Source organism: Vibrio sp. Vb0349 (assembly GCF_033338975.1).
Map to the genome: position 1 here is coordinate 47,194 of NZ_JAWOTS010000004.1, position 17,677 is coordinate 64,870.

Sequence of the window (17,677 nt, forward strand, 5' to 3'; positions counted from 1 at the left end):
ACGGACATTTTTAATTCTTTCTCTAGGAGACAAACCATGTACACAGATTTCTTCAAAACATTTAGCGATCAAACTGAAAAAAATCTAGAACCTTACTTGAAGTTCAACAAGCTAGTGACAAAAAACGTAGAAGTGTTGACCGAGCTTCAATTGAACGCCATTCGCACATACAGTGAAGTGGGTCTAAACCAGATGAAAGCAGCGACAGAAATCAAAGACGTAACGTCATTGACTGCTTTCAACAGTCAGCAACTAAGCGTACTTACTAAACTTTCTCAACAAATGATGGATGACAGCAACAAGCTTCAAGCGATTGCAAAAGAGTTCAAAGAAGACGTTGAGAAAATGACTTCGGAAAATCTAAAGACTGTTACTCCAGCGTAATTTGTCCGATTCTCGCCGCCCCTAGATTTGGGCGGCGTTGTTTTTTCCGAATATAGGAGTAAGACTATGTTTCAACACTTCTTTTCGGACTATCTTGTGAAGCTTCAGGAAACCAATCATCAGTGGTGGCATGATTTCGAAGTGAACAAGGCAGTCGTGAACTCTCCTTTAAACAAGGCCATGCAAGAAGTGAACTTTGAGGATACTGCCAAACTGTTCGAACAAGCTGCGAATCAGCCTGCTGCGATTTTAAAGCTGCAAGCACAGTGGTGGGAACAGCAGCTGCAAATTTGGCAGAATGTTGCATTGGCAGGGAACCAAGCACAAATCGTCGAAGCTGAAAAAGGGGATAAGCGTTTCTCAAACGAAGCGTGGCAAAATGAAGCCATGTATAGCTTCATCAAACAATCCTACCTTTTATTTAGTAAGACCTATCTGGACACCATCGAGTCTTTGGAAGGCTTAGATGAAAAGACGAAAGAACGTATTATTTTTTTCTCTCGCCAAGCCATTAACGCCCTTTCTCCTTCCAACTTCATCGCCACTAACCCAGAGCTTTTGAAGCTGACACTTGAGCAAAACGGTCAAAACTTACTGGCAGGCTTAGAGCAGTTGAAAGAAGACGTTGAGTCGAGCGCAGACATTTTAAAAATTCGTATGACGAATAACAATGCATTCCGCGTGGGAGATGACGTTGCGACGACACAGGGCAATGTGGTTTTTCAAAACGAATTGTTTGAGTTGATTCAATATCGACCTCTAACAGAGAAAGTGAATGCGACGCCGCTGCTCATCGTCCCACCTTTCATCAATAAATACTACATCCTTGATTTAACAGCAAAGAACTCAATGGTTCGATGGTTGTTAGAGCAGGGGCATAGTGTATTTATGATGTCTTGGCGCAATCCAGGCAAGGCACAAGCGCACATAGAGTTTGGTGACTACGTGACAGAAGGCGTAGTGAAAGCTGTCGCTGCAATTGAAGATATAACAGGACAAGAGCAAATCAATGCTGCTGGTTATTGTATCGGTGGTACTGTTTTAGCAAGCACGGTTGCCTACTACGCTGCAAAACGTATGAAGAAGCGCATTAAGTCTGCCACTTTCTTCACCACGTTGCTCGACTTCTCTCAACCAGGTGAAGTCGGCGCGTATATCAATGACACCATTGTTAGTGCAATTGAAGCGCAAAATAACGCAAAAGGGTATATGGACGGCCGTTCCTTAAGCGTGACGTTTAGTTTACTGCGTGAAAACAGCTTGTACTGGAACTACTACGTCGACAATTACTTGAAGGGTAACAGTCCGGTTGATTTCGACTTGTTGTACTGGAATAGCGATAGCACCAACGTCAGCGCTGCATCTCACAATTTCTTGCTTCGCGAGCTCTATTTAGAGAACAAGCTGGTGCAAGATAAAGGCGTCAAAATTGGTGGAGTATGGATTGATCTAAATAAGATCAAAATTCCTAGCTATTTTGTGTCAACGAAAGAAGACCATATTGCGTTATGGCAGGGAACTTACCGTGGTGCGCTGAACACGGGTGGTAACAAAACATTTGTCCTCGGTGAGTCTGGTCATATTGCGGGCATCGTGAACCCGCCAGCTAAAAATAAGTATGGTTATTGGTTGAACGATAATTTGGATGACTCTGCTGATGAGTGGTTGAATAACGCGGAACACAAAGAGGGATCGTGGTGGACACACTGGAACGAGTGGTTACTCCAATTCAACCCTAAAGAGCAAGTTGAGCCTTTCCCTATTGGCTCAGAAAACCATCCGGTTATTGATGAAGCGCCAGGACAATACGTCAAACAGGTTCTGCCAGTAAAAGAATCTTAAACGACTCCCTATAGCAGTAAATCTTAGCGGCCTTTATGGTCGCTTTTTTTATGTATGATTGCTTGTTTATTTATTGTTGGCAGTACCATTGAGCAATAAATAAAAAGCGCCGAGCATTTGCTCGGCGCTCAGTGTCAACAAATAGGCTAGTTGACGAGTAGAGATGCGTTACGTTACACCTCTTTATCCTTACCAAATGACAGCAGCCAGAGAGAGATTGCTGCTACCGCCACAAAGCCGGAAAGAATAATCACTGGCATAGCACTGTAGCCAAGGATATGCCAAATTACAGATTCTAATGTACTCATGGTAAGTCTCCTTAGTGCCAGCCTTCAACGCCGCTCATGTCTGGTAGTTTGTGCGCAATACCTTTGTGACAGTCTACACATGTTTTCTCGCCTGAAGCGAGAGCGGTGGAGTGCTGTTCTGCCGCACGTGATCCTTGCTGAGAGTAATCCATGAAATCAAACTCATGACAGTTACGACATTCAAGAGAGTCATTCTTCTTCATACGTGCCCACTCTCGTTCTGCGAGGTGTCCACGACGCTCTTGGAACTTCTCTGGCGTATCGATCGTCTTCGTTACGAAGTGTGCAAATAGCTCTTTAGATGCCTGTACTTTACGAACGATCTTATCCGTCCATTCATGAGGAACGTGACAGTCTGAACAAATCGCACGAACACCAGAACGGTTGGAGTAGTGAATTGTTTCTTGAATTTCAGCAACGATCGGCGCGTGACAGCCAGAACAGAATTCTTCTGTGTTGGTTGCTTCCATACCTGTGTTGAATGCGCCCCAAAATAGAAGGCCACCAGCGAAGCCTAGAAATAAAACCACACCAGCGGCAGCTTTACTCGGGCTCGACAGTCTCTTCCAAAACGCTTTAAGTATTTTCATAAGTAACCTCTTAGTACTCGCGTTTCAATTACTGAAGCGAATCGACTGCCTTAAACTCGTTTTCCACTAGTGGTTTTGCATCCGTTTGTGGAACGTGACATTGCAAACAGAAGTAACGACGAGGAGACATATCTGCCAGTACCGCATCTTCTCTGTTTACATAGTGCGTTACGCTAATTTTAGTCGCACCTGACTCTTTTGCATTTTTCCAGCTATGGCATGCAAGACACTTGTTAGCATTTAACGAAATTTCGTAGTGAGGAATGCTGTGTGGGATCAACGGTGGTTGATAAACATAGCTGTCTTCAACAATTTGATCTTTAGGGAAGTCTTTGAACTCGTCTGCTGGACGCGTATCTTCCAATTGAGACATTCCACGTAAAGATTCTAGACCACCAATACCACCTGGGTTATCCAACTCAGCTTGCGCAATGCCTGTCACTAACGCACCTACAGATAAAACTGCGACAAGTAATTTTTTCATCATTTCATCTCCGCCTTTATGGCTTAAATTCTTTATTAGGCCGCCATAATGACGGCCGTAGCATTCAGTATCTGAAGGTTAAGCAATCTTAGTGATTTTGACTGGGCACTTCTTAAAGTCTGTCTGTTTAGACAGTGGATCAGTCGCATCTAGGATAAGCTTGTTAATCAAAATACGTGCATCAAAGAACGGTACGAATACCAAACCTTTTGGCGGACGGTTACGACCGCGAGTTTCAACACGAACGCGCACTTCACCGCGTTTGTTTGCCATGAGTACTTCTTCACCACGACGAACATTGCGTGCTTTTGCGTCTTCTGGGTGCATGTAACACACTGCGTCTGGTACTGCTTTGTATAATTCAGGTACACGACGAGTCATGGTGCCTGTGTGCCAATGCTCAAGAACACGACCAGTACATAACCACATATCAAATTCATCGTTCGGTACTTCTGGTGGCGCTTCGTATGGCGCGGAAATGATCTTCGCTTTGCCATCGGCATTGCCGTAGAAGTCCCAACCAGAACCTTCTTTCGCGTATGGGTCTGAACCTTCTTTAAAGCGCCACTGTGTTTCCTTACCATCAACAACAGGCCAACGTAGACCACGCACTTGGTGGTAGCGGTCGTATGGAGCCAAATCATGCCCGTGACCACGGCCAAATGTTGCGTATTCCTCAAACAGACCTTTTTGGACATAGAAACCGAAGTGGTGAGCATCGTCATTCAGTTCACGAGCTTCTTCGATAGGGAATTTGTCGACGTTACCATTGCGGTAAAGTACGTCGTACATTGTTTTACCACGGTATTGAGGCGCTTTCGCTAAAAGCTCTTCAGGCCACACTTCTTCCATTTTGAAGCGTTTCGAGAACTCCATTAGTTGCCAAAGGTCCGATTTTGCTTGACCGACCGTGCCCACTTGTTGGTACCAAGCTTGAGTACGACGCTCTGCGTTACCGTAAGCACCTTCTTTTTCAATCCACATTGCGGTAGGAAGAATAAGGTCTGCTGCTTGTGCTGTTGCTGTCGGGTATGGGTCAGACACAACGATGAAGTTTTCTGGGTTGCGGTAACCTGGAAGACGTTCTGTGTTGATGTTTGGACCGGCTTGCATGTTGTTGTTACATTGAACCCAGTAACAGTTCAGAACGCCGTCATTCAGCATACGGTCTTGCAATACGGCGTGGAAGCCAGGTTTTGGTGGAATCGTACCTTCTGGCAGTTTCCAGATGTCTTCTGCAATCTTACGGTGTTTAGGGTTAGCAACCACCATGTCCGCTGGTAGGCGGTGAGCAAACGTACCAACCTCACGAGCGGTACCACATGCTGATGGTTGGCCCGTTAGTGAGAATGGACTGTTCCCCGGAGTCGAGATCTTACCGGTTAGTAGGTGGATGTTGTAAACCAAGTTATTCATCCATACACCACGAGTATGCTGGTTCATGCCCATTGTCCATAGAGACATCACTTTCGTGTTTGGATCCGCGTATTGCTTCGCAAGCTCGATAAGCTTCTCTTTCTCAACACCAGAGATTTCAGATGCTTTCTCTACTGTGTATGGCGCTACTGATTTCTTGTACTCTTCGAATGAGATAGAAGTGAGTTTGCCAGAGTTCGGGTTCTTCGCTGCTTTTTGTAGCGGATCATCGTCACGTAGACCGTAGCCGATGTCAGTGTCTGCTTGAGTGAAGTTCGTGTGTTTGTTCACGAAGTCCCAGTTTACTGCATCGTTTTCGATGATGTAGTTTGCGATGAAGTTAGCAATTGCAAGGTCAGACTGAGGATTGAAAATGTAGCCGTGGTCTGCCAACTCAAATGAACGATGGTAGTAAGTAGAAAGCACGTTCACTTTAACGTGAGGGTGGCTTAGGCGGCGGTCAGTAATGCGAGTCCATAGAACCGGGTGCATCTCTGCCATGTTTGAGCCCCAAAGAACGAAAGCGTCTGCGTTCTCAAAGTCATCGTAACAACCCATTGGCTCATCGATACCGAATGCGCGCATGAAACCTACAACGGCAGAAGCCATACAGTGGCGAGCGTTTGGATCAATGTTGTTTGATCGGAAGCCTGCTTTCATTAACTTTGATGCAGCGTAGCCTTCCATTACTGTCCATTGGCCTGAGCCAAACATACCTACGCTTGTTGGGCCTTTTTTCTCGAGGGAAGCTTTCCATTTCTCAGCCATGATGTCGAAAGCGTCATCCCAAGAGATAGGTGTAAATTCACCATCTTTGTGGAATTTGCCATCTTTCATTCGTAGCATCGGTTGAGTTAGACGGTCTTGACCGTACATGATCTTAGAAAGGAAGTAACCTTTGATGCAGTTCAGACCTTTGTTTACTGGTGCTTCTGGGTCACCCTGTGTTGCTACCACTTTGCCGTTTTGAGTGCCAACAAGAACAGAACAGCCTGTACCACAGAAACGACAAGGTGCTTTGTCCCATGTGATTTTGGTTTGATCAGAGCTTGCAATCAGGTTGGCTGCAGATGCTGGTAGTGTCACACCTGCGACAGCAGCAGCTGATGCAGCCGCGTTTGCTTTCACAAACGCACGTCTTGTCATTTTCATACTTCACCCTCGATTTGGGAATGTTGTGTTCCAGTGTCTTCTTCATCCGTTTCTTCAAGCCCAGTTTCGATTTGGTGATAAACCAATACCGTGCTTAAGACGTTCGGTAAATTGTTAATGGCATCGATAGTGTCTGTGATGAAACCTTGGTTCTCAGTTTCAAGTACGACGATAATCTTGCCTTCAGGACTGTCACCATAGATTTCCGCATTTTCGTGTGCTTCTATCTTTTGTTTGATTTCGTCCAAATGTTCCGGCAGCACATGTACTACCAAACTTGAAATATGCACTTCATTTAGTGACATATAGCTCTCTCATTTATTTTTATTGCCTTTGGCCAACGACATTCGGCTTAGGCTGTTATATTGCTCACATTGATGGATGAAGTCGGGCACACTGAAACACAGGCGCCGCAGCCGTTACACTCATCAAGGTCTAAATTGGGTTGTGCTACTTTCCCCAGTTCTAATTTGAACTGAATTGCCATCGGGTCGCACATATCCCCACAGCTTCGGCATTCGACATTTTGTTTTGCTAAGCAGTTATCGTTGATACTTGCTTTTGCTTGCCAAGGTTGTTCTGTTTCTGGCAAGAAAAGGGGCTCAGGACAGGCGTTTGCACATTGATAGCAAAATGTGCATTCATCGATGGAAAAGTCGACCGAGGGGAATCCGCCATCACTTTTGGTTATAATCTTTGTTTCACAGGCCTCAATGCATTTACCGCAGCGAGTGCAATCGTCCGTAAACTGTTGCGGTTTAGTTAACCAAGGCAAACGTACGGCGTTGTCGGGGTGCGCTTTTCTTGCAAAGAGTCTTCTTCTGGAAAGGTCTACCACTTAGTCACCTCGAAACTTGGAACCCAAACTAAGCATAGTCCACAATTTTCATTAATAAACTGTCATTTAAACTAACGAAATTGTAGTTTTTGACATATTTGTATAAATACCTCTTAGGGGGTAAATGGTATGCAATATTGTTTTGGATCAATAAATTCCGTCGCAGGTGATCACATATTGATAAAGTTGAAAGGTAATGGGTTCATTGTACGTACAAATAGGATTGTTAATGGGCGAGGAACTCAGATTGTTTAAAAATGTGAAAAAGTCGGTGACGCGCACGATTGCGTCCGCGATGCTTCTTATTTTGCTGCTCTCAGTCGCTACGACTGGTTTTGCAATTTTTACGTTAGCGTCCAGTTTGAACGATGCTGAAGCCGTCAATGTTGCTGGCTCGATGCGAATGCAAAGCTACCGTCTGGCGAATGATATTCAGGTTAAATCTGTTGACTATTCTTCACATATTGACGCATTTGAACATTCGATATATTCACCTTCAATGAAAGCGCTTCAGCATTGGTCTGTGCCAGAAGACATCACTCACGATTACTACCGTCTTATTATCAGATGGCATGAACTTAAGGCGGTGCTTAGAGGAGACAACCCGGCAGAATATCAACTCCTAGTGGCCGGTTTTGTTGAACAAATCGATGAGTTTGTATTTAAGCTGCAGAGCTTTTCGGAGCAAAAACTGATTAACTTAGCCTGGATCGGCGGGTTAGGGTTGGGTGGCATTCTTTGTGTCAGTATGTTTGTCGTTCATTTTGTGCGCCTCGAAGTTGTTCGGCCTCTGCGTGCCTTAGTTTTTGCTAGCGAGCAAATTAAAAATCGCTCATTTAATATATCGCTCAATGTATCCAGCGATAATGAAATGGGAATACTGACTCGAACCTTTAATCGGATGGCGACAGACCTTGGTAAGTTGTACCGAGGATTAGAACAAGCGGTTGATGAGAAAACACGTAAATTGCAGCATGCCAACCAGTCTTTAGAGGTGCTGTATGACTCGTCAAAAGAACTCACGGCGTCGCGTATTAATCAAGACAATTTCCAGGCGATTTTGCAGCATATCGTCAGTCTTGAGGGCATTAAAGCGGTCAAACTTGAAATCGAGCAGCTGGGAGAACCGAGCTGGATATTGATGGAAGGAGAAGAATGCTGCCAAGATTGTGATGAAGATTGCCACGGTAAAGCCCTGATGCTAGATGGTGAGCACTTGGGTTATTTATATTGGAAAGCAGGGTTACCTTGTCCGAACGAGGCTCTTATTGACAACTTCGTGCAGATTTTATCACGCGCCGTGTATTACAATCGGGCGCAGCGCCAAGCAGAACAAATTCTGCTGATGGAAGAGCGAGCCACTATTGCTCGGGAGTTGCATGATTCATTGGCTCAAGCACTCTCTTACTTAAAAATTCAGGTCGCTTTGTTAAAGAGAAGCGTAAAGAACTTGCCTGACGAAAAGGCGATCGCGCAGGCTAATCAAGTTATTGCTGAGCTAGATACGGGCTTATCTGCGGCTTATACGCAGTTACGCGAGCTACTGACGACGTTTCGTCTTACGATTAAAGAGGGCAGTTTTGGCCAAGCATTGCAAGACATGGTTGAAACGCTCAGTGAACAAACTGCTGCGGACATTACGCTAAAAAATAGACTTTCATCAACTGAACTGGATGCACATCAGCAGGTTCATTTACTACAGTTGATAAGAGAAGCGGCAATTAATGCTATCAAACATGCGCAAGCAGATAATATTCACATTCAATGTCTCGATAATGATGGAAAAGTCACAGTAACCGTTAGCGACGATGGAATAGGCTTTGAACATCAAGACGAAAAATTAAATCATTACGGTATGAGTATCATGCAAGAGCGGGCCGCTAGACTGCATGCCGATCTTCACATCGAAGCATCGATAAACAAAGGTTGTACCGTAAAATTAGAATTCCAACATAGTAAGGAAGTAAACAGTGACAGTGTGTAAAGTAATGCTGGTGGATGATCATCCACTCATGCGAAGAGGTATCCACCAGCTTTTAAGCTTTGAGCCTGAGTTTGAGGTCATTGCAGAAGCAAGTAATGGCGCGGATGCAGTAGCGAAAGCGCATGAGCTGGAACTGGATCTTGTACTTCTTGATCTTAATATGAAAGGCATGTCTGGCCTTGATACTTTGCAAGCACTGCGTGCAGATGGCTGTGAAGCCAGAATTGTCATTCTAACCGTTTCGGATAGCCCAGCAGATATAGAAGCAATAGTTCGAAGTGGTGCCGATGGCTATTTATTGAAAGACACTGAGCCTGATGAGTTGGTTGAGTTGCTAAAACAAGCGCATCAAGGGGACAAGGCATACAGCCAAGAAGTTTCTAAGTATTTGAGTGAACGTTCAGAGCAAGAGGACGTGTTTGATACACTGACCGATCGTGAATCGCAGATCTTAAGAGAGGTGGCAAGAGGTTTCCGCAACAAGCAAATTGCCGATCGTCTTTTTATCTCTGAGTCTACGGTTAAAGTACATATGAAGAGTTTACTTAAAAAGCTACAAGTTCCTTCTCGTACTGCAGCAACCGTCCTTTATCTTGAGCGCTTTGGCGACATCAAATAACATTGTTGGATTTGAATCTGTAATAATAAATAAAATCAACCAGTTATATTGATTCTGACGAATAAAAAAACCGCCTTTTAGGCGGTTTTTTTACTTGTCTGGGCGAATAGAGTACAAGTCACTGTTGTGCTTACCACACTCCAAATAGTACTGATAAGCCACTTTTTTGCTTTCAGCAATGACTCTCATGCAGTGCATTTTCCCCTGTTCAAAGTATCGAATCTCATATTCTACACTGGTATCAAGTTGCTCAGCGGCTGCCATACTTCGCCTCCATAAACCATCCAAAAAACATCCATGCAAATTATATGCCGTTATAGGGAGCGTCGTTCGGTACGTTTTTTAGCCGATAATTGCGCTCTAACTCACTTTTTTGCGGATAGCTGTGATCAAAAAGTTAATTTCAAACTCTATATATTATTAAGGTGGCAATCAATATTTGTCACACTGGTGTAAGTTTGCCGCAATACTAAGTGATACAGGTTGAGTATAGAACTTAATCAACAGAAAAGGGAATACGAATAAGTGACTAAATTAAAGGGTGTATCTAATAAGGCGCTTCGTTATGGCCTTCTATTTTGTTTCGTATTTCTGCTTGCCGGTTGTGCGAAAAAGTTTTTATACAGCAATATCGATTGGTTCGTGCTCGATTACTTAGAGGACTATATCTCGTTGCAAGGGGAACAAGAAGTCCTAGTGGAAGAGCGCTTATTACTGTTGGCAGACTGGCACAAGAAAGAGGAGTTACCATTATATATCGAACATTTAAAAGACCTTGAGAGATTAAAAGCGAGCGATATCACCTTAAATTACTTACAAAAAAATCGAGATAGAATGCGATCGCATTACGATAGAGTGGTCAGCAAAGCAGCACCAGATCTTTTTGCGTTAAGTTTGCAATTAACGAAAGAGCAAGAACGCGAGTTTTTGAGTAATGTACAAGAACACTATCAAGAGCGAAACGCAAAATATGCCGATAAGACAGAAGACGAAGTGCGTGAAATTATTCTGGATAACACTGAAGAGTGGATGGAAGAATGGCTAGGGAATCTATCAGGAAATCAGCGTCAATTAGCTCAAACATTTTCTCAGCAAGTTATTTTAAACAGCCCTTTATGGAGAGATTATCGAGCCACGGTATATCAAGAGCTCGAATACTTGTTCGACAACAAATCTAATGTTGTGACTTATCAAGATATATTTATGCGACTCTTGTTCGAGCCAGAGAGTTATTATAGTGAGCAGCTTTCTCTGAATATTGACTCTAACTTTGCATTGGTTGATCAACTGACATTAGATGTTTCTCGTTCGATGACCGATAAGCAATGGCGTCATTTTCGTGAAAAGGTTAAAGAGTGGCGAGTACTGGCAGAGGAACTTTTAGATTAAATTCATGCTTCAATGAGCGGAAGCAAAGCGCAAAAGCCTTTCTTATCAAAAAATGATTCAAAGCAAATTCTTATTGAACTAAGAGCGTAACATAGCGTGAGGTTTGATGAGGCAACGTCAGCTTATCAATGTGTGATAAGGCCTCATCGTACAAAACAATGAGAATAAATATGAAACATTTAGTTGAAAGATTTCTTCGATACGTCACGTTTGATACCCAATCCAATCCACATGTGACGCTTTGCCCAAGTTCACCTGGTCAGCTTGTGTTTGCTGAGTTACTTAAAAAAGAGATGATCGAGCTTGGTTTAAGTGACGTGACTTTGGATAAAAATGGCTATTTGATGGCTAAACTGCCAGCCAATATTGACTATGAGGTTCCTCCTATCGGCTTCATTGCCCATATGGATACCGCGCCGGATGCATCTGGCAAAAACGTAAAGCCGCAATTCATCGAAGATTACCAAGGTGGCGATATTGCATTAGGGTTGGGGGATGAAGTGTTATCTCCCGTGCAATACCCCGATTTACATCACCTACATGGCCACAATCTTATTACTACCGATGGCACTACATTACTTGGCGCGGATAACAAAGCCGGTATCGCAGAGATTCTTTCCGCGGTAGCTCTGCTACTGGAAAACCCAGACATTCCACACGGCGACATTTGTATCGGTTTTACTCCGGATGAAGAAATCGGTCGTGGTGCAGATTTGTTTAATGTTAAAAAATTTGGCGCGAAATGGGCATACACTATAGATGGTGGCCCGCAAGGTGAGTTGGAATACGAAAACTTTAATGCAGCAAACGCTGATGTAATTTTTCATGGTGTTAGCGTTCATCCAGGTACTGCAAAAGGCAAAATGGTCAATGCGATGAACTTGGCTGCGAAATTTCAAGTTCAAATGCCCCAAGATCAAACTCCGGAAACAACCGAAGGTTACGAAGGGTTCTTCCATCTAAAATCGGCAGAAATGGGCGTTGCACGAAGCGAGCTAGGTTACATTATTAGAGACTTTGACCGTCAAAGACTTGAGGATCGAAAAGCCTTTATGCAGAAACTCGTCGATGAAATGAACACGGGTTTACGCCATGGTTCTGTAGAGCTAAAAATAAAAGACAGCTATTACAATATGAGAGAAATGGTTGAGCCTTACCCTCATATCATTGAGCTGGCAAAGCAAGCGATGGAAGCGTGTGATGTGGAACCGATTATAAAACCTATTCGTGGTGGTACAGATGGTGCTCGTTTATCTTTTATGGGTTTGCCGTGCCCGAATATCTTCACCGGCGGTTTTAACTTCCACGGAATTCATGAGTTTATTTCTGTTGAAATGATGGAAAAATCAGTACTCGTTATCGTCAAAATTGCTGAGCTTACAGCGAAAAAACACAGTTAAAAGACTACGTCGAGACCTCTTGCAGATTTAATAACAAAATAGCCCAGATCTTCCTGGGCTATTTAAATATTAAGATGGAATACTAGCGCACGTCTTTGTCTTCAATTTCAATGTCTTCTAGTGGTAACCAGTCGACTTTCACACCCGCTTGATCGAACATATCTTGACTGACTTGGATTTTATCTCCCCAGCGAGATAAAAAGTCTTCAGACTGCTCAGGGCAGTGTACGTGTGAGATCCCTGTTTGAATGATCTTTGCCGCGCAGTTAGGGCAAGGAAAATGCGTTACCCAAATATCACATCCGTCTAAGTCACGTTTTGAGAACAAAATTGCGTTCTCTTCCGCGTGCAGTGTTTTAAGGTATTTCAACTCGCGCTCATCGGTGTCGACACTGTCAGAAACACCATGCGGATAGCCATTAAATCCAACAGATACAATGCGATTCTGTTTAGTAATAACGGCACCGACTTGTGTTGATGGGTCCTTACTCCAAGATGCCACTAGTTCTGCCATCTGGTAAAAGCGTTTCGCCCATTTAGAAATCATAGTCATCCTCTCTGTCGAAGGCGTTGAATTAATTGAATGATAACCCATTTATATTAAAAAAATAGTCAAAATCGGGGTCTTGAGTATGAAGGCGTCACTTTTTACCTTTTTAGCCATAAAACGTTCTTATCTTGAGCACTGAATCTCACTTTACGCCCGAATACAATACTCCCGTTAGTGTTTCCAAACTCAAATTAAAACTCGCGATCTCCTAAGGCGTATATTAAATAGTTATGATTGAGTTGTATGTATATTGCTCATTGAATACCACTGTTAACTAAATTACTTTATTTTCCTTTTGTTTCTCATGTTTACATTTAGAAACACCTTGGGCGCTTTTCAGTGAAGTTTTCAGTGGCAGCAAGGAGTAAGGTTGATAGGAATTCAACAATATCCTGTTCTATAAAGACGGTAAATACATGCAAAAGAAACCACTTGTCGCACTAATGGCGGCTACAGCAATCCTCGCTGGATGCGGGGAAGCTAATAATGCCCAAACGAAAGGTCAAGCGCCTCTCGTAGTGACTCAGGATGTCACGGTTATCGACTACCAACCGAGCAAGTCTTATATCGGTCGCATTGAAGCAGTAGAAGATACCAATATTACCGCGCAGATTTCTGGCTACTTAAAAGCTCGTCACTTTGAAGAGGGGCAAATGGTAGAAAAAGGGCAGCTCCTTTACTCTATCGAGCCATCTTCTTTTGAAGCCCAAGTCGCGAGTGCTAAAGCCGCACTTGCACAAGCTAAAGCGGCGCTAAAAAAAGCCGAATTAGATCATACTCGAGGTAAAAACTTGTTGCCTCGCGGTAGTATCTCTCAATCTGAGTTTGATGCTTTAACTGCGGCACTTCTTGGTGCGAGAGCAGAGCTAGAAGCGGCAAATGCTCAACTTAAACTTGCTGAAGTTAACCTTTCCTATACTCAAATCCGAGCACCTTTTAGCGGACGTATTAGTGATACCAAAGTGAGTACGGGTGATCTGGTTTCTCCATCATCTGGCGTGCTGACGACATTGGTGAGCTTAGACCCAGTGCATACTTCATTTAGTGTGAGTGAGCGCGAGCGTTTAGCTATGGGTATGGATCAAGTAAAAGGTGATGGCTCGGCTGAATCAAACCGCGTTGAAGTTCAGCTTGAACTGGAAAATGGACAGTTTTTTGAGCATCTCGGTAAGCTTGATTTCTTAGGTAATCGTATTGACACCAAAACGGGTACGATTGCTATGCGCGCGCTAGTGCCAAACCCAGAGCAGAAGTTGCTTCCGGGTCAACACATCAAAGTGAACTTGAGAGATAAGAACACGAAAGACGTTATTGTTATTCCACGACGTGCCGTTCAGACTGACTTAGAAGGTGACTTTGTGATGGTGATGGCTGAGGGAAATGTGGCAGAGCGTCGTAACGTCGAGCTTGGCCCTCAGGTTGAACAAGGCATTATCATTCGAGAAGGGCTCGATCAGGAAGATACGGTTATTACACAAGGCCTACAACGTGTGCGTAATGGTGTAGAAGTGCGCCTTCAAGCACCTGCTGAAGACAAGCAGTAGGGGGCACTATGTTAAGTCGTTTCTTTATTCAGAGACCTAAATTCGCGCTGGTTATTTCGATCATATTAACGCTAGCCGGCGCGATCTCACTGGCGATTTTGCCAGTGGCTGAGTATCCACAGATAAGCCCGCCATCAGTAAGCGTTTCGGCTTACTACACTGGCGCGAGTGCGGAAGTTGTCGAGCAGGCCATTGCGGACCCCATAGAGACCTCAGTCAACGGCGTTGAGGATATGATATACATGTCTTCAAAGAGCGCGAACGATGGCTCTTATAGCCTAAACGTCACGTTCGATGTCGGCACCGATCCAGATATGGCGCAAGTTAACGTGCAAAACCGCGTGTCACAGATTGAGTCAAAACTGCCTCAAGAAGTTCGCATGGTTGGTGTGACGGTGAAAAAGCGTTCACCTGACTTGCTGATGGTGCTTAACTTCTATTCACCTGATGGCAAATACGATGATCAGTTCTTGATTAACTACATTAACTTGAATGTAAAAGATCAGTTGGCTCGTGCGAAAGGTATCAGTGAAGTTAACGTGATTGGTGGTGGCGAATATGCAATGCGTGTTTGGTTAGATCCTGAAAAAATGGCCAACCTTAAGCTAACCACGTCAGACGTATACGCCGCTTTGGCTGAACAGAACGTTCAAGTTGCGGCAGGGCGTGTAGGTGCAGCACCATACAACAATCCGCAAGAAGTTCAGTTTAACCTTGTGACCAAAGGTCGCTTGGAAAGCGTGAGTGAGTTTGAGAACGTAGTCCTTCGAGCTAATCCCAATGGCTCTACGGTTTATCTGAAAGATGTTGCTCGCGTTGAACTAGGCAAAAAGTTCTACGATGGTAACGGTAAGTTCCGTGGCCAGGACGCGTCAATCGTTGCGTTGTCTCTTCAATCGGATGCGAATGCGTTAGAAAGTGGTCAGGCCGTCATGGAGCTCCTTGAAGGCTTGAGCAAAAACTTCCCAGAGGGAATGGAATACGAGACCAGCTACGATACAACCGTGTTCGTATCTGAATCGATCAAAGGGGTAGTAAAAACACTGATTGAAGCGATTCTATTGGTGATTGCTGTAACTTACTTGTTCTTGGGTAGTGCGCGTGCAACGTTGATTCCTGTTGTCGCGATCCCCGTTTCTCTGATTGGTACGTTTGCCATCATGCAGGCAACGGGCTTCACCATTAATACGGTTACTTTGTTTGGCTTGATCCTTGCGATTGGTATCGTGGTGGACGATGCGATTCTGGTTATCGAAAACGTCGATACTACCATGGCGAAAGACCCAACCATTTCACCGCGTAAAGCGACGTTGCTAGCGATGAAAGAAGTCACGGGACCAATCATCACGTCGACCTTGGTTCTACTTGCGGTATTCATACCCGTCGCCATGCTGCCAGGTATCACCGGTATCATGTATCGCCAGTTCGCTTTGACCATCTGTATTTCGGTTGTGATTTCATCCATCAATGCATTGACGCTGTCCCCAGCACTTTGTTCTCTGGTATTGAAGCAGGGTGGGGGCAATACCGCTAACTGGTTCCAGGCTTTCAACCGAGGCTTAGAGCGCATCACTACGCGTTATGGCCAGATCGCTGGTTTCTTGGTGAAGAAGTCTTTACTGCTCGTGACGTTCTTTATAGTTGCTATCGCAGCGGTCACTTTCTTTGCGAAAACCACCTCTACAGCGTTTGTTCCTCAAGAAGATAAAGGCATTTTGCTGGTTAACGTACAGCTACCAGATTCAGCCTCTTTATCACGTACTGAAGAAGTCACCAATGATTTAATGAAAATGATCGGTGAAGAACCTGGTGTGGATGGTGTGACGGTTGCGAACGGTTACTCGTTTATGACAGGCGCAGCAGCATCAAACGGTGCTTCTGTATTTATCAAATTGCATGACTGGGATACTCGTAACTCGCTGCAAGGAGAGCACTCTGCTAATGCTATCGCGGCACGTATTAACGGTCGAGCGGCGACAGAGTTACCTCAAGCGGTTGTTTTTGCGATGGGACCACCAGCGGTTCCTGGTATGGGCGCTGCGTCTGGTTTTGAGTTTGTGCTTGAAGACACGCTAGGGCGAAGTCGTACCGACTTGTCGATGGTCATGGGAGAAATGATCCAAGCGGCTAACCAAGCGCCTGAAATTGCCTACACGTTTAGCACGTTCCGCGCGAATGTTCCGCACTACTACGTTGATATCGATCGTGAGAAAGCGCAGCAATTAGGTATTTCGCTGTCGTCTATTTTCCAAACCTTGCAAGGCAACTTAGGTTCGCTTTATGTGAATGACTTCACCATGTTTGGTAAGAACTTCCGCGTAACCATGCAAGCTGATAGCCAGCACCGTAGCAGCATGGAAGATCTAGAGCGTTTCCATGTTCGTTCTTCGAACGGTGATATGGTCCCGTTAAGTACGCTAGTGAGCTACGAGCAAGTGTTTGAGCCTGATGTGGCGTGGCGTTACAACATGTACCGCAGTGCTATCATTCAAGGCCAACCAGCTCCGGGTTACTCTAGTGGTGATGCGATTGCAGCAATGGAACGCGTTGCTGCTGAAGTTCTTCCGCAAGGGTACACGTATGAATGGACAGGTATGGCTTATCAGGAAGTGCTCGCGGGTAACCAAGCCATTTATGCGTTTGCGCTGGCTTTGATCTTCATTTACTTGTTTATGGTGGCTCAGTATGAGAGTTGGAGTATTCCACTGGCTATTATCTTGGTGGTCCCAGTAGCAACGTTAGGTTCCTTCCTTGCGTTGAATCTAACTGGCACGCCGCTTAACTTGTATGCCCAAATTGGTCTTGTCTTGCTCATAGCCTTGGCGGCGAAAAACGCAATTTTGATTGTGGAGTTCGCCAAGCAAGAGCGAGAAGAAAAAGATGCTGATATCGATAGTGCAGCGGTTAAAGGAGGCACTTTACGTTTCCGCGCTGTGAATATGACATCTTGGTCATTTATTTTGGGTATCTTCCCGCTTATCTTTGCCGCTGGCGCGGGGCACGTGAGTCAAAACTCACTCGGCGTGTCGCTGATTGGTGGTCTATTGTGTGTGCTTCTAGCAGGTACATTCTTGATCCCAGGCTTCTACGCTCTGGTGCAAAGACAGCGTGAGAAAGTTCATGGTGGCAACACCAAGCTGGTTCCTCTTGATGATGAATAATCACATCCGAAGTGCG

Annotated in this window: 16 protein-coding genes; 8 read left to right on the top strand and 8 right to left on the bottom strand. The window is 44.5% G+C overall.

The features are described 5' to 3' along the window. Nucleotides 1-36: 36 nt before the first annotated feature. Nucleotides 37-384, top strand: a complete 348-nt coding sequence (locus tag R7Q47_RS06705) for a phasin family protein (RefSeq protein WP_005373550.1) — start codon at nucleotides 37-39, stop codon at nucleotides 382-384. Nucleotides 385-450: 66 nt separating this feature from the next. Beyond that, nucleotides 451-2,226, top strand: coding sequence for a class I poly(R)-hydroxyalkanoic acid synthase (gene phaC, locus R7Q47_RS06710; RefSeq protein WP_017819891.1), 1,776 nt, complete (start codon nucleotides 451-453; stop codon nucleotides 2,224-2,226). A 173-nt stretch (nucleotides 2,227-2,399) separates the two neighbouring features. Here phaC and R7Q47_RS06715 read toward each other — a convergent pair whose 3' ends face one another. The 6 genes from R7Q47_RS06715 to napF all read right to left on the bottom strand — a co-directional run bounded on the left by R7Q47_RS06715 (nucleotide 2,400) and on the right by napF (nucleotide 7,014). After that, complete coding sequence (locus R7Q47_RS06715) at nucleotides 2,400-2,534, bottom strand: TIGR02808 family protein (RefSeq protein WP_005373546.1); 135 nt, start codon at nucleotides 2,532-2,534, stop codon at nucleotides 2,400-2,402. An 11-nt stretch (nucleotides 2,535-2,545) separates the two neighbouring features. After that, nucleotides 2,546-3,124, bottom strand: coding sequence for a NapC/NirT family cytochrome c (locus tag R7Q47_RS06720; RefSeq protein WP_005373542.1), 579 nt, complete (start codon nucleotides 3,122-3,124; stop codon nucleotides 2,546-2,548). A 28-nt stretch (nucleotides 3,125-3,152) separates the two neighbouring features. Then, nucleotides 3,153-3,608, bottom strand: coding sequence for a nitrate reductase cytochrome c-type subunit (locus R7Q47_RS06725; protein WP_318088868.1), 456 nt, complete (start codon nucleotides 3,606-3,608; stop codon nucleotides 3,153-3,155). 78 nt (nucleotides 3,609-3,686) lie between these two features. Then, a complete protein-coding gene (napA, locus tag R7Q47_RS06730; protein WP_005389060.1) occupies nucleotides 3,687-6,176 on the bottom strand; it encodes a periplasmic nitrate reductase subunit alpha in 2,490 nt (829 codons plus the stop codon). Further along, entirely contained in the window at nucleotides 6,173-6,481 is a 309-nt protein-coding gene (locus tag R7Q47_RS06735) for a chaperone NapD (protein WP_005373535.1), read from the bottom strand. Before R7Q47_RS06735 ends, napA begins: the two co-directional genes overlap by 4 nt. 47 nt (nucleotides 6,482-6,528) lie before the next feature. Next, nucleotides 6,529-7,014, bottom strand: a complete 486-nt coding sequence (gene napF / locus R7Q47_RS06740; RefSeq protein WP_080276949.1) for a ferredoxin-type protein NapF — start codon at nucleotides 7,012-7,014, stop codon at nucleotides 6,529-6,531. A gap of 247 nt (nucleotides 7,015-7,261) precedes the next feature. On the opposite strand from napF, the gene narQ reads away from it, so the two are divergent. Together narQ and R7Q47_RS06750 are read left to right on the top strand one after the other, a co-directional pair. After that, entirely contained in the window at nucleotides 7,262-8,998 is a 1,737-nt protein-coding gene (narQ, locus tag R7Q47_RS06745; RefSeq protein WP_025767926.1) for a nitrate/nitrite two-component system sensor histidine kinase NarQ, read from the top strand. Nucleotides 8,999-9,002: 4 nt separating this feature from the next. Then, the gene (locus R7Q47_RS06750) at nucleotides 9,003-9,617 is read left to right on the top strand and encodes a response regulator (protein ID WP_031777156.1); all 615 of its coding nucleotides are present in this window, start codon (nucleotides 9,003-9,005) and stop codon (nucleotides 9,615-9,617) included. A gap of 90 nt (nucleotides 9,618-9,707) precedes the next feature. Here R7Q47_RS06750 and R7Q47_RS06755 read toward each other — a convergent pair whose 3' ends face one another. Then, a complete protein-coding gene (locus tag R7Q47_RS06755; RefSeq protein ID WP_005373524.1) occupies nucleotides 9,708-9,881 on the bottom strand; it encodes a hypothetical protein in 174 nt (57 codons plus the stop codon). Nucleotides 9,882-10,142: 261 nt separating this feature from the next. Here R7Q47_RS06755 and R7Q47_RS06760 point away from each other — a divergent pair, with 261 nt between their 5' ends. After that, nucleotides 10,143-11,006, top strand: coding sequence for a DUF6279 family lipoprotein (locus R7Q47_RS06760; RefSeq protein WP_213962674.1), 864 nt, complete (start codon nucleotides 10,143-10,145; stop codon nucleotides 11,004-11,006). 170 nt (nucleotides 11,007-11,176) lie between these two features. Beyond that, nucleotides 11,177-12,406 (top strand): peptidase T, encoded by a 1,230-nt coding sequence (pepT, locus tag R7Q47_RS06765; RefSeq protein WP_033906377.1) that lies wholly within the window; start codon nucleotides 11,177-11,179, stop codon nucleotides 12,404-12,406. Between the two features lie 82 nt (nucleotides 12,407-12,488). On the opposite strand, the gene R7Q47_RS06770 is transcribed toward pepT, so the two are convergent. Next, the gene (locus R7Q47_RS06770) at nucleotides 12,489-12,953 is read right to left on the bottom strand and encodes a dCMP deaminase family protein (RefSeq protein ID WP_005373515.1); all 465 of its coding nucleotides are present in this window, start codon (nucleotides 12,951-12,953) and stop codon (nucleotides 12,489-12,491) included. 419 nt (nucleotides 12,954-13,372) lie between these two features. Between R7Q47_RS06770 and vmeY the strand changes: the two genes are divergently transcribed. Together vmeY and vmeZ are read left to right on the top strand one after the other, a co-directional pair. Continuing rightward, on the top strand, nucleotides 13,373-14,500 hold the full coding sequence (vmeY, locus tag R7Q47_RS06775) for a multidrug efflux RND transporter periplasmic adaptor subunit VmeY (RefSeq protein ID WP_064369359.1): 1,128 nt from the start codon (nucleotides 13,373-13,375) through the stop codon (nucleotides 14,498-14,500). An 8-nt stretch (nucleotides 14,501-14,508) separates the two neighbouring features. Further along, entirely contained in the window at nucleotides 14,509-17,661 is a 3,153-nt protein-coding gene (vmeZ, locus tag R7Q47_RS06780) for a multidrug efflux RND transporter permease subunit VmeZ (RefSeq protein WP_017635194.1), read from the top strand. The last annotated feature ends 16 nt before the right edge of the window (nucleotides 17,662-17,677 follow it).

Excerpts from the sequence above, each read along its gene's own strand:
- R7Q47_RS06705 (WP_005373550.1), top strand. The coding sequence starts at position 37 with ATGTACACAGATTTCTTCAAAACATTTAGCGATCAAACTGAAAAAAAT.
- phaC (WP_017819891.1), top strand. The coding sequence starts at position 451 with ATGTTTCAACACTTCTTTTCGGACTATCTTGTGAAGCTTCAGGAAACC.
- R7Q47_RS06715 (WP_005373546.1), bottom strand. The coding sequence starts at position 2,534 with ATGAGTACATTAGAATCTGTAATTTGGCATATCCTTGGCTACAGTGCT.
- R7Q47_RS06720 (WP_005373542.1), bottom strand. The coding sequence starts at position 3,124 with ATGAAAATACTTAAAGCGTTTTGGAAGAGACTGTCGAGCCCGAGTAAA.
- R7Q47_RS06725 (WP_318088868.1), bottom strand. The coding sequence starts at position 3,608 with ATGAAAAAATTACTTGTCGCAGTTTTATCTGTAGGTGCGTTAGTGACA.
- napA (WP_005389060.1), bottom strand. The coding sequence starts at position 6,176 with ATGAAAATGACAAGACGTGCGTTTGTGAAAGCAAACGCGGCTGCATCA.
- R7Q47_RS06735 (WP_005373535.1), bottom strand. The coding sequence starts at position 6,481 with ATGTCACTAAATGAAGTGCATATTTCAAGTTTGGTAGTACATGTGCTG.
- R7Q47_RS06750 (WP_031777156.1), top strand. The coding sequence starts at position 9,003 with ATGCTGGTGGATGATCATCCACTCATGCGAAGAGGTATCCACCAGCTT.
- R7Q47_RS06755 (WP_005373524.1), bottom strand. The coding sequence starts at position 9,881 with ATGGCAGCCGCTGAGCAACTTGATACCAGTGTAGAATATGAGATTCGA.
- pepT (WP_033906377.1), top strand. The coding sequence starts at position 11,177 with ATGAAACATTTAGTTGAAAGATTTCTTCGATACGTCACGTTTGATACC.
- R7Q47_RS06770 (WP_005373515.1), bottom strand. The coding sequence starts at position 12,953 with ATGATTTCTAAATGGGCGAAACGCTTTTACCAGATGGCAGAACTAGTG.
- vmeY (WP_064369359.1), top strand. The coding sequence starts at position 13,373 with ATGCAAAAGAAACCACTTGTCGCACTAATGGCGGCTACAGCAATCCTC.
- vmeZ (WP_017635194.1), top strand. The coding sequence starts at position 14,509 with ATGTTAAGTCGTTTCTTTATTCAGAGACCTAAATTCGCGCTGGTTATT.